The sequence below is a fragment of the Streptomyces sp. HP-A2021 genome (assembly GCF_022807935.1).
Taxonomy (GTDB): Bacteria; Actinomycetota; Actinomycetes; order Streptomycetales; family Streptomycetaceae; genus Streptomyces; species Streptomyces afghaniensis.
The window spans coordinates 5,167,482-5,180,081 of the sequence record NZ_CP094344.1 but is presented as its reverse complement, the minus strand read 5'-3'; the positions used below and the strand labels follow the sequence as shown (position 1 = coordinate 5,180,081).

Genomic DNA, 12,600 nt, shown 5'->3' with positions numbered 1-12,600 from the left:
TACAGGATGGGGCAGGGGCGGGGTTGGGAGGGCGCGGTCCTCAAGCTGCTGCGCGCGAAGGATTTCGTGTTCACGGTGACCGACGCGGAGGACGTCACCCCGGACTACCGGCGGCTGCGCTTCACCGACGGCGGTCTGCTCGCGGCGGCCGGCGTGCACCCGACCATGTGGGTACGGCTGTGGTTCGACAACGCGGGCAAGCCCCACCAGCGGGCCTACACCCTGGTCGACCCGGACCCGGCGGCCGGGACCTTCAGCCTGGAGTTCGCCCTGCACGAGGGCTGCGCCAGCGACTGGGCCAGGGCGGCGAAACCGGGCGACACCATCGAGGCGACCGTCCAGGGCACCGGATTCGAGCATCCGGAACCCGGCCCCTCGCACGTCTTCGCCGTCGGCGACCCGGCCTCCCTGCCGGCCATCAACTCCCTGCTGGACGCACTGGGTTCCGCCCCGGCCACCGTCTGGTTCGAGGGCGGCGGCGACGATCTGCCGTTCCGCACCGACCCGGACCGGCACGAGCTGCGCAAGGTGCCGCGCAAGGACTCCGGCGCGCACCTGGTCGAGCGGGTGAAGGCGGACCTGCCCGGCCTGCTGCAGGGCACGTCCGACCCGTACGTCTGGATCGCCTGCGACACGACGACGACCCGGTCGCTCGCGGCATACGTCCGCAAGGAACTGGGCCTGCCCAAGCAGCGGGTGCACGCGCTGGGCTACTGGCGCGCGACGTAGGCACCGGGCGGGCGGGGCTCCGGACGCGGCCGGGCCCACCCCGGGGGATGATCGGTGCATGGACGTCACTCTTCACCTCGCCCAGGACTCCGAGGCCGACGCGCTGCTCGGGCGCAGTCCGCTCGCCGCGCTGGTCGGGATGCTGCTGGACCAGCAGATCCCGATGGAATGGGCGTTCAAGGGCCCGGCGACGATCGCCCAGCGGCTCGGCACGGACGACCTGGACGCGCACGAGATCGCCGCGCATGATCCGGAGGCCTTCGCCGCGCTGCTCTCCCAGAAACCGGCGGTGCACCGCTACCCGGGCTCCATGGCCAAGCGGATCCAGCAGCTGTGCCAGTACCTCGTCGAGCACTACGACGGTGACGCCGAGGCCGTCTGGAAGGACGCCGCCACCGGCAAGGAACTGCTGAAGCGACTGGCCGAGCTGCCCGGCTTCGGCAAGCAGAAGGCCCAGATCTTCCTCGCCCTGCTCGGCAAGCAACTCGGGGTGCAGCCGACGGGCTGGCGCGAGGCCGCGGGCTCCTACGGCGAACCCAAGTCCTTCCGCTCGGTCGCCGACATCACCGGCCCCGAGTCGCTGGCGAAGGTACGAGCACACAAACAGGAAATGAAGGCAGCGGCCAAGGCCGCGAAGGCGACGGGCAAGTAGCGGACTGCGGAGACCCTGCCCCCCGGGGCCCCGTGGCCATCAGCCGCGCGGCCCGTCCCAGGTGGCGGGAGTCTCCCGGGCGGGCCAAGCATGGATCATGAGCGAGCCATCGAGCGGCTCCCCCCGGGGCCTGCGTAACCAGGGTCGTCGTACGCCGAGCGAGCGGAACTCGCAGCCGGTGGGATGAAACCGCGTGCCCACGACGGGGAACCGGCCCCCATGAACCCCGCACCGCGGCCGGCCCCCCGCGCCACCCGTCGGAGCACGTGGCCGCGGGTACTCGTCCTGCTGCTCGCCCTGCTCGTGCCCGGCGCGCACGCCGAGGCGCACGCAGGGCCGACGGCCGTCGTCTCCGCGGAGAGCACGGCCGTCGAGTGCGACGTCCTCGACACCGCCCTGCGCCCACCGGCCCGGGGCTCCCGGCGCACCGCCGTCCCCCTGCGCCCCGCCCCGCTCCCGAGTTCCGGGTCCGGGTACACCGCGCCGCATCCCGTTCCCGTGGTGCCGGGGCCGCGGCACGACCCTCGACCCCTGTGTTCCGAGGTCCTGCGCTGCTGACGGGACCGGACACCTGTCCGTCAGCCCGTGCGCAGCCATGCGCAGCAACACGGAACGAGGAACACAGCCATGCTCGAAGACCCGTACGCGGTCCTGCGCGCCCTCCTGCGCGCCGAGGCCGTCCGCAACGCCCCCAAGCCGTCCCAGTCCCGGCCGCAGCCCCCGTCCGGGCCCAAGACGCGGGAACGGCAGCAGAGCCCGGAGGAAGGGGAACGCGGCTGAACCGAGCGGCGGTGGCGGTGGCGGCCGGACCAGCGCCTCCGCCGCCCCCGGTCGCCGGGCCGTCCCGATGAGCGAGCGTGTGCCCTCCCACCGGTCCGCGGCGACCCCTTTCGGGCGAATCAGGCGCACGGATTGCGTGAGCCGCTCCAGGAACGCCTGGGCGGCGCGGGCCTGGAGCCTGCCGGTCTGCCTCGGGTGCGTGCGGCCGCCGGCACGGTCTCACGCTCCGGCATATTCACGCCCCGTTCCCGTTTCGTACCGCCTTGTGGGTTTTTTTTCGGCGTCGCACTCCGTCGCCACGGCTGCGCCCGGAAGGTCCTGCCCGGTAGGCTTTCCGTGTGATCTTCAAGCGCATCGGAAACGGCCGGCCGTACCCCGACCACGGCCGGGACAGCACCCGGCAGTGGGCGGACGTCGCGCCGCGCCCGGTCCGCCTCGATCAGCTCGTGACGACCAAGCAGCAGCTCGATCTCGAGACGCTCCTCGCCGAGGACTCGACGTTCTACGGCGACCTCTTCGCGCACGTCGTGAAGTGGCAGGGCGATCTGTACCTGGAGGACGGCCTGCACCGCGCGGTGCGGGCGGCACTCCAGCAGCGTCAGGTGCTGCACGCGCGCGTGCTCGAGCTCGACTGAGCCCGGCAGGTCACGGGTTGACCCTTTCGGGTTCTGCTGGGCGACGTCGAATGATCATCTAGTAGGCATCGTCGCCCAGGCGCACTACGCTGCGCTCATGAGCATGCTGACTCCCCCCGGCATGGGCGGCAAATACCGCATCAAGGGAAACAAGTACCCGCGGATGCGCCGGCCCCGGCGGCGCGGCAGGCTCGTCGTGCTGGTCGCCGCCTCCGCCGCCGTGCTCGGCGTGGGCGGCTGGGGCACGTTGCAGCTCATCGACGTCTTCACCGGCGGCGGCGGAAAGGCCTCGGCGGCCGGCGGCGGGACGGACTGCGCCGTCCAGACCAAGTCGAGCCCCTCGCCCAGCGCCAGGGCCCTGCCCGAGCCGCGCACGATCACGGTCAACGTGCTCAACGCCACCACCCGCAGCGGCCTGGCGAAGAAGACCGCCGACGAGCTGAAGAAGCGCGGCTTCAAGATCGGCGACGTGGGCAACGCGACGAAGCAGTACGACAAGAAGGTCAAGGGCCCCGGCGTGCTCCTCGGCCCCTCCTCCGCCCTCGACACCTCGCTGCCCGTGCTCGGCACCCAGCTCCCGGACGCCGAGCGGCGTACCGACGCGGCCCGCAAGGGCGCTGCCCTCGACCTCGTCATCGGCGACGCCTTCAAGGAGCTGGCGAAGAAGCCGGACGCCGACCGGGCCCTGACCGAGCTGGCCAGGCCCGAGCCGGCGCCGTCGTCGAAGAAGGGCTGCTGAGCAGCCCCGAACGGCCTACTCGGCCGCCCCGTACATCCGGTCCCCCGCGTCGCCGAGGCCCGGCACGATGTAGCCGTGCTCGTTCAGGCGCTCGTCGACCGACGCGGTCACGACCGTCACCGGGGTGCCCGCCAGCTCGCGCTCCATGACCTCGACGCCCTCCGGCGCGGCCAGCAGCACCACGGCGGTCACGTCGTCGGCGCCGCGCCGGATCAGCTCCTGGATCGCCGCGACCAGCGTGCCGCCGGTGGCGAGCATCGGGTCCAGCACATACACCTGACGGCCCGACAGGTCCTCCGGCATACGCGTGGCGTACGTGGAGGCCTGGAGCGTCTCCTCGTTGCGGATCATGCCGAGGAAGCCCACTTCGGCGGTCGGCAGCAGCCGGACCATGCCGTCCAGCATGCCGAGGCCGGCCCGCAGGATCGGCACCACCAGCGGACGCGGGTGGGACAGCTTGACGCCCGTGGTCGTGGCCACCGGCGTCTTGATGTCGACCTGTTCGGTGCGCACGTCGCGCGTGGCCTCGTAGGCGAGCAGAGTGACCAGCTCGTCGGCGAGACGGCGGAACGTCGCGGAGTCGGTGCGCTGGTCGCGCAGCGTGGTGAGCTTGTGGGCGACCAGGGGGTGGTCGACGACGTGGAGACGCATGTCCACAACAGTAACCGGGCCCGCTCACCCCGGCGGCACGGCAAGCCCGCCGTCCGGCCCTCACCCGTTCGCTGGCGTCAAACCGCCCGTCCGGGGGAAAGTGGGAAGGACGGACTGGGGGTGGTGAGCCTGATGCCCGACCGGGATGCCCGAGACGTTCCGTCGCCGCGCGCACAGCCCGCGACGGACGCGGAGACCGACGAGACCGGCAGGACCGGCGCGCTGGACGCGAGGACGGACGAGACCGACGCCGAGCGCCGGCGGCGGCGCGCCCGGTTCCTGCGCGATCTGGCCGAGGCCCGGGAGCTGCGCGACCGCGTCCAGCCGCGCCGCGTCAAGGTGGCCCGGCTGCGGCACGCGATGCGCATGCGCACGTTCCGCTGGTAGGAAACGGGTGAGGAAACCCCCGGGGAAGATCACGAACCGCGCGGACGTTGCCGGGGTGACCGTGCGTGCAGCGGGGGAAAGCCGCGTACGATCCGCAGGTGGCGGCAACGAGCGTGCGATCAAAACTGCCGGACACAGGGAGCCGAAGACGTCCCCTGAACGCATTGTTTCTGCCACGATTCCGAGTGGGTGGGGCTCGGACGAGCACTCCCCGCCCGCAACCTCCGCCGGGGGGACCCCCAACCGGCACGCCTATGACCAGTGGGAGAGTCACGGTGTACTTCGCCGCACTGCTCGCGCGCACCGAAGACGGGTGGGAAGCGAGCGACACAGAGCTCGACGATGTGGAAACCCTGTCGGATCTGGCCGACCTGGCCCGTGAAGCCTCCCCCGACGAGGACACGGTGCTCGTGCTCATCGAGCAGGAGGACGCCTGGTTCGGAGTCGTCCGTGTGGACGGCGAGGAGGACCCGCGCATCTACGTCTCGGACGCCGCCGCCGCTGCCCGCAGCAGCTACGGCGAGATCCTGCTCACCGACGAGCTGCTCGGACGCGATCCGGACGACGGGGACGACCTGGACGCCCTCGACCTCGACGGCACCGAGGACGGTGAGTCCGACGACGACGAGGCCGGCGACGGCGACGCGGTCGCCGCGACCGGCGAGGCCGTGCCGCACGGCCCGGTCGGCGACGCCCAGATCCTGGACGACCTCGGCGTGAGCGAGAAGGAGCTGCGCTCGCTGGCGACGGACGCCGTCACGGAGATCGCCGAGGCGCTGGGTGCCTCGGAGACCCTGGAGACCGTCCGCTGACCGCACGCACCACCCCGCAACAGCCGGATCCGGTACGGGACCCATGGCGCTCCGCGATGCGACTCGCCCTGGACGAAGCCGCCGAGGCCGTCCGGGGCGGGGACGTTCCCGTCGGCGCCGTCGTACTGGCTCCGGACGGCACCACCGTGCTCGCGGCCGGGCACAACGCGCGTGAGGCCGGCGGCGACCCGACGGCCCACGCGGAGGTCCTCGCCCTCCGGCGGGCCGCGGCCGCACTCGGCCGGTGGCGGCTCGCCGGCTGCACCCTCGTGGTGACGCTGGAGCCCTGCACGATGTGCGCGGGCGCGATCCAGCAGTCCCGCGTCGACCGGCTCGTCTACGGCGCCCGCGACGAGAAGGCCGGTGCGGCCGGTTCCCTCTGGGACCTCGTCCGCGACCGGCGGCTCAACCACCGGCCCGAGGTGATCGAGGGCGTGCTGGCCGAGGAGTGTGCCCGGGTCCTCACCGAGTTCTTCCGCGGCCGCTGAATACCGATTTCAAAGCACGCCGCACCTTGCTGTAAGGTCTCCCTCGGTAGCGTGTCCGAGCGGCCGAAGGAGCTCGCCTCGAAAGCGAGTGTGGCGCAAGTCACCGAGGGTTCAAATCCCTCCGCTACCGCTGGAGAAGGGCCCCGTCGTCAGACGGGGCCCTTCGTGCGATCATGTGCGCTGCATGGGACACCAGTGACAGGGGAGGCCGCGATGGCGGTGAACGCGAAGAAGGTCGCCGTCTACGTCGTCGTGGTCTTCGCGCTGTACGTGATCATCACGGACCCGGCCAAGGCCGCGGACTACGTCCAGATAGGGTTCCAGGGCATATCGGACGCCGCCCAGGCCCTCGGCGACTTCGCCACGTGGGTCGCCGACGGAGGAAAGTGATGATCCGCCACCTGGTGCTCTTCAAGCTGAACGAGGGCGTCGAGCGCGACGACCCGCGGGTCGTGAAGGGCGTCGAAGCCTTCCGTGCCCTCGAGGGCACGATCCCCGAGATCCGCTTCTGGGAGCTCGGCTGGAACGTCAGCGACCGTCCCATCGCCCATGACTTCGCCATCAACTCGGCCTTCGACGACGCGGACGCACTGCGCCGGTACGTGGAGCATCCCGACCACCAGGCGGGTGTCGCGCAGTGGCGCGAGTTCGCCACATGGGTGATCGCCGACTACGAGTTCTGAGCCCGCCGTTTCGAGCCCCCCGTCGTTCCGACGGGGGGCTCTTCCGTTGTCGGCCCGGTGCCGGCCCGTGCTGGTGCGCATCGATGGTGCATTTCACCCCACAACACGTAGTTATGGGGTGCTTGCACACAGTGCACATTTCTTGTGATGCTATGACCGCTTTTGCTGGAAGAGCTGACGGGCGGGTTGACGGATGACGAGGTGGAGTTGACCGTGCTGGCCAATACCGCACCTCAGGCGCCGTCCGCGGAACCTGCCCCTCCGGCTCCCCCGGCTGCCCCTGCTCCCCAGCGGAGCCGCGGCGCCGACACCCGAGCCCTCACACAGGTCCTCTTCGGTCAGCTCAAGGAGCTCCAGCCGGGGACACCGGAGCACGACCGGGTGCGCGGGGCGCTCATCGAGGCCAACCTCCCGCTCGTGCGCTACGCGGCCGCCCGCTTCCGCTCCCGCAACGAGCCGATGGAGGACGTCGTCCAGGTCGGCACCATCGGGCTCATCAACGCCATCGACCGCTTCGACCCGGACCGGGGTGTGCAGTTCCCGACGTTCGCGATGCCGACGGTGGTCGGCGAGATCAAGCGCTACTTCCGCGACAACGTCCGCACGGTGCACGTACCGCGCCGGCTGCACGAGCTGTGGGTGCAGGTCAACAGCGCGACCGAGGACCTCACGACCGCCTTCGGGCGCACCCCGACCACCGCCGAGATCGCCGGGCGACTGCGCATCACCGAGGACGAGGTGCTGTCCTGCATCGAGGCCGGGCGGTCGTACCACGCGACCTCACTGGAGGCCGCACAGGAGGGCGACGGGCTGCCGGGGCTGCTGGACCGGCTCGGTTACGAGGATCCCGCACTGGACGGGGTGGAGCACCGGGACCTCGTACGGCATCTGCTCGTACAACTGCCCGAAAGGGAGCAGCGGATCCTGCTGCTGCGGTACTACAGCAACCTCACGCAGTCTCAGATCAGTGCGGAACTCGGCGTCTCGCAGATGCACGTCTCGCGGCTACTCGCGCGTAGCTTCCAGCGGTTGCGGTCCGCGAACCGGATCGACGCGTAACCGGAAACAGGAGCGAGAGGTCACCGGGGCGAGGGAATCGCTGGTCAGGGCGGTTGCCGACGCCTCGGCGCCGACAGGGCGTCAGACCCCTTTCTTGCAGGGCGGATTCGCGTCTCAGATGTCGACATGTCACTACAGCGTGTTGCCGACATGTGACATTCTGCGGGAAGCGCGTTTGCCGGGGCTTCGGCTCCGGTATTCAGGTGAAGGCTGCGTTCCTCAGACGGGGGCGTTCGCCGCGACCGTCCCGCGACCCAAAGGGGGTGGCATGTCCGCAGAACAGGGCAGCTCGAAGGTGCTCACGCTCGCGGAGAGCGACACAGCTCCCCATGCTCTCGACTCACTCGGCCCCATCGACGACGTTCCGGCCGAGCTCGCGACCGAGCCCGCGCCGGCGCTTGTGGCCACGGGGGCCATCGACACCCGCACCCTGTCCCGCTCCCTGTTCCTGCGGCTGGCCGCGCTCGACGAGGACAGCCCCGAGCGTGCATACGTCCGTGACACGCTGATCGAGCTCAACCTGCCGCTGGTGCGGTACGCGGCGGCGCGGTTCCGCTCCCGCAACGAGCCGATGGAGGACATCGTCCAGGTCGGCACGATCGGGCTGATCAAGGCGATCGACCGGTTCGACTGCGAACGGGGCGTCGAGTTCCCGACGTTCGCGATGCCGACCGTCGTGGGCGAGATCAAGCGGTTCTTCCGCGACACGTCGTGGTCGGTGCGGGTGCCGCGCCGGCTTCAGGAACTGCGGCTGGCCCTGACGAAGGCCAGTGACGAGCTCTCGCAGAAGCTGGACCGCTCGCCGACGGTCACCGAACTCGCGTCCGTGCTCGGGGTGTCCGAGGAGGACGTCGTCGACGGGCTGGCGGTGGGGAACGCGTACACGGCGTCCTCGCTGGACTCGCCGGCACCGGAGGACGACGGTGGCGAGGGCTCGCTGGCGGACCGGCTGGGGTACGAGGACAGCGCCCTGGAGGGCGTCGAGTACCGGGAGTCGCTGAAGCCGCTGCTGGCCAAACTGCCGCCTCGTGAGCGGCGGATCATCATGCTGCGGTTCTTCGCGAACATGACCCAGTCGCAGATCGGCGAGGAGGTCGGCATCTCGCAGATGCACGTGTCCCGCCTGCTGACGAGGACACTGGCGCAGCTGCGGGAAGGGCTCATCTCGGACTGACCGCGCGCCCCGTCGCCCACCCGGTGGTGGTGGGTCGGGGCCGCACCGGGGGTGTCCGTCCTCGGAACGGCGCGATGGACTCGGACACCGACGAACTGCCCGTTGACGCGCCAACCGCTGCGGGCGGACACCCCCCGACACGTCCGCTTCCCGCCGTAGGCGGGTGCGGGCGCACTTAGCTGCGGGCAATCGTGCCGCCAAGGGCGGCACGGGTGGGCACAGCGGCACCCCGCTCCGCCGGATTGCGGGCCCACCCGACCCCGGCGACCAACGCCGAGTTACACCTGGCCGACGTCACCCAAGAGCGAGCCAAGCCACCCCCGCGATCACCGCGACCGCGACGACGACGCCGAGGATGAGACCGATACGCGGCCCGCCACCGCTCGTCGGCGCGGCCTGCCGCCCCTGCGGCGCCTCGTCGACGAACGCGCGGAACATCTGGGTGCTGCCGGCGGGGTCGTGATTGCCCTGCGGGGCCTGGTTGTTAGCCATGGCCCGAGACCCTAGCGAAAACGCCGGGGCTCCCCAAGTGGGGGTTGGCATTCCGTTCAGTCCCACCCGGCCCTTCCCCCCAGCCTCACGACCTGCACATTTACTACCGCAATACTTGCCTTTGCCAAGTTTTTATGCCGAACGCCCCTCTTTTATTTGCCTGTAGCAACCAACAGCTCCTATGGTTGCCCTAAGCAACGAAAGCGGGAGGTGTCATGGCCGAGAGGGCGCAGTACGAAGAGCTGGTCCGCCAGTTCAGTGCCTTCGGCGCCGTGAAGCGGGAGCTCGGCCGGATCATGCCGGCCGACTGCCCCGGCGGGTCGGCGACCGTACTGACCATCCTCGGTCGCCACGGCGACATGCGCATGAGCAAGCTCGCTGAGCTGCTCGCGGTGGACATGTCGGTCACCAGCCGCCACGTCGCGCACGTCGTGGACCGGGGCTGGATCGAACGCTCCCCCGACCCCGCGGACAAGCGCTCCCGGATCCTGCGCCTCACCCCCGCGGGCCACGCGCAGCTCGACGAGCTGTCCCGGCGGACCACCGAGGTCCTCGCCGAGCGCCTGAGCGACTGGAGCGACGAGGACGTCGGCCGGCTCACGGACCTGATGGCCCGGCTGAGGGAGAGCTTCGACTGCCGGCCCGGGACCCGGGCGGCACCACCCGCTGTCGAACAGACCACCCGTACACCCGCAAGCACGTAAGAAAAGGAAGCCCATGGCAACGACCACACCAGCCGGTGTGCGGGCTCATGCCAAGCACGGGGGAGGCTCCCACGGCTCCCCCGGCGGCGGCGCTCCGATGACGCACCGGCAGATCATGGAGGCCCTCACCGGTCTCCTGCTCGGCATGTTCGTCGCGATCCTGTCGTCGACGATCGTCTCCAACGCCCTGCCCCGCATCATCGGCGACCTCGGCGGCGGCCAGAGCGCCTACACCTGGGTCGTGACCGCGTCCCTGCTGACGATGACCGCGTCGACGCCGCTGTGGGGCAAGCTCGCCGACCTGTTCTCCAAGAAGCTGCTGATCCAGCTCGCTCTGGTCGTCTTCGTCCTGGGGTCGGCGGCGGCCGGCATGTCGCAGAACCCGGGCATGCTCATCACGTTCCGCGCGGTCCAGGGCATCGGCATGGGCGGTCTGTCCGCGCTGGCCCAGATCATCATGGCGGCGATGATCTCGCCGCGTGAGCGCGGACGGTACAACGGCTACCTGGGTGCCGTCTTCGCCACGGCCATGGTCGGCGGTCCGCTGGTCGGCGGTGTCATCACCGACACCGACTGGCTCGGCTGGCGCTGGTGCTTCTACGTCGGCGTGCCCTTCGCCGTGATCGCCCTGATCGTGCTGCAGAAGACCCTGCACCTGCCCGTCGTGAAGCGGAAGGTCAAGGTCGACTGGGCCGGCGCCTTCTTCATCACCGCGGCCGTCTGCCTGCTGCTGGTCTGGGTGACCTTCGCCGGTGACAAGTACGACTGGCTGTCGTGGCAGACGTACGCGATGGTCGGCGGCTCGGTCGTGCTGCTGGCGCTGTTCGTCCTGGTCGAGGCGAAGGCGAGCGAGCCGATCATCCCGCTGCGGCTGTTCCGCAACCGCACCATCACGCTGGCCTCCGTGGCCTCGCTGTTCGTCGGTGTCGCGATGTTCTCGGGGACCGTGTTCTTCAGCCAGTACTTCCAGCTGGCGCGGGACAAGTCGCCGACGATGTCCGGCGTCATGACCATCCCGATGATCGCGGGCCTGTTCGTCTCCTCCACCGTCTCCGGCCAGGTCATCACCCGGACCGGCCGCTGGAAGGGCTGGCTGCTCGGCGGCGGTGTGCTGGTGACCGCGGGCCTCGGGCTGCTGGGCACGATCCGGTACGACACCGAGTACTGGCACATAGCGATCTTCATGGCGCTGATGGGCCTCGGTATCGGCATGATGATGCAGAACCTGGTGCTGTGCACGCAGAACCAGGTGGAGCCGGGCGACCTGGGTGCCGCCAGCTCCACGGTGACCTTCTTCCGGTCCCTGGGCGGTGCCGTGGGCGTCTCGGCGCTGGGCGCGGTCCTGGGCAACAAGATCACCGACTACGTCAAGGACGGTCTCGCCGGCCTCGGCGCCAAGGGCCAGGCCCTCGGCCACGCCGGCACCGGCGGTGGCGGCATCCCCGACCTGAATGCGATGCCCGCGCCGATCCGCACCGTCGTGGAGAGCGCCTACGGCCACGGTGTCGCGGACGTGTTCCTCTACTCGGCCCCGCTGGCGCTGCTCGCGCTGCTGGTGTCGCTGTTCATCAAGGAGGTCCCGTTGAAGACGAAGGGTGGGCTGGCGCAGGCGGCGGACACCGACGCCCGCGCGGAGGCTCCCGCCGAGGCGGCCGCCGAGGCTCCCGCCGCGGAGAAGGCCGTGCCGAGCTGGGCCGTGGCGGACACCGAGGCCGCCGACGGCGCCGGGCCCGAGGGCACGCAGCGGCTCGCCGCGGTCGCCACGGCGACCCGGGCCGAGGAGCCCGCGTCCGGTGGGAACGGTGTGCCGGTCCGCGGCTTCGTCCGCGGCAACGAGAGCACCCCCGTGCCGCAGGCCGCCGTCACGCTGATCTCGCTGGCCGGGCGTCAGCTGGGCCGGTCCGTGGCGCAGGCCGACGGCTCCTACGCCGTCGACGCGCCGGGCGCCGGGTCGTACGTGCTGATCGCCTCCGCCGACGGCTACCAGCCGCAGGCCTCCACGGTCGTGGTGAACGGCGAGCCGGTCGCCTACGACATCCTGCTCAGCGGCACCAGCGGGCTGACCGGCCTGGTGCGGGCCGCCGAGGGCGGACAGCCGGTGAAGGACGCGATGGTCATCGTGACCGACGTGCGCGGGGACCTGCTGGCCACCCAGGCCACCGGTGAGCAGGGCGAGTTCTCGTTCGCCGAGCTGGTGCCCGGGGCGGTGACCGTCGCGGTGAACGCCGCCGGGTACCGGCCGCGCGCCCTGCCCGTCGAGGTGGGCGGCACCGGGGTCACCCGGGTCGAGATCGACCTGGACTCGGGCGCCCGCGTCCAGGGTGTCGTCCGCGCCCCGCACGGCCCGCTGGCCGACGCCCGGGTGACGCTGGTCGACCAGGCGGGCAACGTCGTCGGCTCGGCCACGACCGGATCGGACGGGGCGTACGCCTTCACCGACCTGGACGGCGGCGAGTACACCGTCATCGCCACGGGCTACCCGCCGGTGGCCACCGCCCTGACGGTCACGGGCCGCGGCACCGACGCCCACGACATCGAACTCGCCCACCCCGGCGAGTAGTACGGACCCCGGCCCGTGACAGGTGGGCGCGCTCTGAGCGGAGGTGCGCCCCCTG

General features: G+C 71.0%; 17 protein-coding genes and 1 tRNA gene. 16 read left to right on the top strand and 2 right to left on the bottom strand.

Annotated elements, in window-relative coordinates; translation table 11 throughout:
* The first annotated feature begins 6 nt into the window (after positions 1-6).
* From MQE23_RS23360 to MQE23_RS23335, 6 genes are all read left to right on the top strand, one after another.
* Positions 7-729: a siderophore-interacting protein gene (locus MQE23_RS23360; protein WP_020275508.1), complete on the top strand. Its 723-nt coding sequence runs from the start codon at positions 7-9 to the stop codon at positions 727-729.
* A gap of 58 nt (positions 730-787) precedes the next feature.
* Entirely contained in the window at positions 788-1,381 is a 594-nt protein-coding gene (locus MQE23_RS23355; protein WP_243380170.1) for an HhH-GPD-type base excision DNA repair protein, read from the top strand.
* A 219-nt stretch (positions 1,382-1,600) separates the two neighbouring features.
* Entirely contained in the window at positions 1,601-1,939 is a 339-nt protein-coding gene (locus tag MQE23_RS23350) for a hypothetical protein (RefSeq protein ID WP_243380169.1), read from the top strand.
* A gap of 69 nt (positions 1,940-2,008) precedes the next feature.
* The gene (locus tag MQE23_RS23345) at positions 2,009-2,161 is read left to right on the top strand and encodes a hypothetical protein (protein ID WP_020275506.1); all 153 of its coding nucleotides are present in this window, start codon (positions 2,009-2,011) and stop codon (positions 2,159-2,161) included.
* Positions 2,162-2,499: 338 nt separating this feature from the next.
* Complete coding sequence (locus MQE23_RS23340; protein WP_003991361.1) at positions 2,500-2,796, top strand: type II toxin-antitoxin system VapB family antitoxin; 297 nt, start codon at positions 2,500-2,502, stop codon at positions 2,794-2,796.
* A 121-nt stretch (positions 2,797-2,917) separates the two neighbouring features.
* Positions 2,918-3,535: a LytR C-terminal domain-containing protein gene (locus MQE23_RS23335; protein ID WP_020275505.1), complete on the top strand. Its 618-nt coding sequence runs from the start codon at positions 2,918-2,920 to the stop codon at positions 3,533-3,535.
* 15 nt (positions 3,536-3,550) lie between these two features.
* On the opposite strand, the gene upp is transcribed toward MQE23_RS23335, so the two are convergent.
* Positions 3,551-4,186 (bottom strand): uracil phosphoribosyltransferase, encoded by a 636-nt coding sequence (gene upp, locus MQE23_RS23330; protein ID WP_037671908.1) that lies wholly within the window; start codon positions 4,184-4,186, stop codon positions 3,551-3,553.
* A gap of 132 nt (positions 4,187-4,318) precedes the next feature.
* On the opposite strand from upp, the gene MQE23_RS23325 reads away from it, so the two are divergent.
* The 8 genes from MQE23_RS23325 to MQE23_RS23290 all read left to right on the top strand — a co-directional run bounded on the left by MQE23_RS23325 (position 4,319) and on the right by MQE23_RS23290 (position 8,789).
* Positions 4,319-4,573 (top strand): hypothetical protein, encoded by a 255-nt coding sequence (locus MQE23_RS23325; protein ID WP_037671906.1) that lies wholly within the window; start codon positions 4,319-4,321, stop codon positions 4,571-4,573.
* A 275-nt stretch (positions 4,574-4,848) separates the two neighbouring features.
* A complete protein-coding gene (locus MQE23_RS23320) occupies positions 4,849-5,385 on the top strand; it encodes a hypothetical protein (protein WP_020275502.1) in 537 nt (178 codons plus the stop codon).
* A 56-nt stretch (positions 5,386-5,441) separates the two neighbouring features.
* Positions 5,442-5,873, top strand: a complete 432-nt coding sequence (gene tadA / locus MQE23_RS23315; protein ID WP_243380168.1) for a tRNA adenosine(34) deaminase TadA — start codon at positions 5,442-5,444, stop codon at positions 5,871-5,873.
* Between the two features lie 45 nt (positions 5,874-5,918).
* Positions 5,919-6,003, top strand: a tRNA-Ser gene (locus MQE23_RS23310).
* An 83-nt stretch (positions 6,004-6,086) separates the two neighbouring features.
* Positions 6,087-6,263, top strand: a complete 177-nt coding sequence (locus tag MQE23_RS23305; protein WP_243380167.1) for a hypothetical protein — start codon at positions 6,087-6,089, stop codon at positions 6,261-6,263.
* Positions 6,263-6,556 carry a Dabb family protein gene (locus tag MQE23_RS23300; RefSeq protein WP_037666512.1) on the top strand — a complete coding sequence of 98 codons (294 nt, stop codon included), beginning with the start codon at positions 6,263-6,265 and terminating at the stop codon, positions 6,554-6,556. The genes MQE23_RS23305 and MQE23_RS23300 overlap by 1 nt, the downstream gene beginning before the upstream one ends.
* Positions 6,557-6,769: 213 nt before the next feature.
* Entirely contained in the window at positions 6,770-7,615 is an 846-nt protein-coding gene (locus MQE23_RS23295) for an RNA polymerase sigma factor SigF (protein ID WP_128092436.1), read from the top strand.
* 268 nt (positions 7,616-7,883) lie between these two features.
* Positions 7,884-8,789, top strand: a complete 906-nt coding sequence (locus MQE23_RS23290; protein WP_243380166.1) for an RNA polymerase sigma factor SigF — start codon at positions 7,884-7,886, stop codon at positions 8,787-8,789.
* 294 nt (positions 8,790-9,083) lie between these two features.
* Here the strand turns inward: MQE23_RS23290 and MQE23_RS23285 are convergent, their stop codons facing one another.
* Positions 9,084-9,281, bottom strand: coding sequence for a hypothetical protein (locus MQE23_RS23285; protein WP_020274926.1), 198 nt, complete (start codon positions 9,279-9,281; stop codon positions 9,084-9,086).
* Between the two features lie 215 nt (positions 9,282-9,496).
* On the opposite strand from MQE23_RS23285, the gene MQE23_RS23280 reads away from it, so the two are divergent.
* The gene (locus MQE23_RS23280) at positions 9,497-9,985 is read left to right on the top strand and encodes a MarR family transcriptional regulator (RefSeq protein ID WP_020274927.1); all 489 of its coding nucleotides are present in this window, start codon (positions 9,497-9,499) and stop codon (positions 9,983-9,985) included.
* Positions 9,986-9,998: 13 nt separating this feature from the next.
* The gene (locus MQE23_RS23275) at positions 9,999-12,545 is read left to right on the top strand and encodes an MFS transporter (protein WP_243380164.1); all 2,547 of its coding nucleotides are present in this window, start codon (positions 9,999-10,001) and stop codon (positions 12,543-12,545) included.
* Positions 12,546-12,600 lie beyond the last annotated feature (55 nt).

Excerpts from the sequence above, each read along its gene's own strand:
- MQE23_RS23360 (WP_020275508.1), top strand. The coding sequence starts at position 7 with ATGGGGCAGGGGCGGGGTTGGGAGGGCGCGGTCCTCAAGCTGCTGCGC.
- MQE23_RS23355 (WP_243380170.1), top strand. The coding sequence starts at position 788 with ATGGACGTCACTCTTCACCTCGCCCAGGACTCCGAGGCCGACGCGCTG.
- MQE23_RS23350 (WP_243380169.1), top strand. The coding sequence starts at position 1,601 with ATGAACCCCGCACCGCGGCCGGCCCCCCGCGCCACCCGTCGGAGCACG.
- MQE23_RS23345 (WP_020275506.1), top strand. The coding sequence starts at position 2,009 with ATGCTCGAAGACCCGTACGCGGTCCTGCGCGCCCTCCTGCGCGCCGAG.
- MQE23_RS23335 (WP_020275505.1), top strand. The coding sequence starts at position 2,918 with ATGGGCGGCAAATACCGCATCAAGGGAAACAAGTACCCGCGGATGCGC.
- upp (WP_037671908.1), bottom strand. The coding sequence starts at position 4,186 with ATGCGTCTCCACGTCGTCGACCACCCCCTGGTCGCCCACAAGCTCACC.
- MQE23_RS23325 (WP_037671906.1), top strand. The coding sequence starts at position 4,319 with ATGCCCGACCGGGATGCCCGAGACGTTCCGTCGCCGCGCGCACAGCCC.
- tadA (WP_243380168.1), top strand. The coding sequence starts at position 5,442 with ATGCGACTCGCCCTGGACGAAGCCGCCGAGGCCGTCCGGGGCGGGGAC.
- MQE23_RS23305 (WP_243380167.1), top strand. The coding sequence starts at position 6,087 with ATGGCGGTGAACGCGAAGAAGGTCGCCGTCTACGTCGTCGTGGTCTTC.
- MQE23_RS23300 (WP_037666512.1), top strand. The coding sequence starts at position 6,263 with ATGATCCGCCACCTGGTGCTCTTCAAGCTGAACGAGGGCGTCGAGCGC.
- MQE23_RS23290 (WP_243380166.1), top strand. The coding sequence starts at position 7,884 with ATGTCCGCAGAACAGGGCAGCTCGAAGGTGCTCACGCTCGCGGAGAGC.
- MQE23_RS23285 (WP_020274926.1), bottom strand. The coding sequence starts at position 9,281 with ATGGCTAACAACCAGGCCCCGCAGGGCAATCACGACCCCGCCGGCAGC.
- MQE23_RS23280 (WP_020274927.1), top strand. The coding sequence starts at position 9,497 with ATGGCCGAGAGGGCGCAGTACGAAGAGCTGGTCCGCCAGTTCAGTGCC.
- MQE23_RS23275 (WP_243380164.1), top strand. The coding sequence starts at position 9,999 with ATGGCAACGACCACACCAGCCGGTGTGCGGGCTCATGCCAAGCACGGG.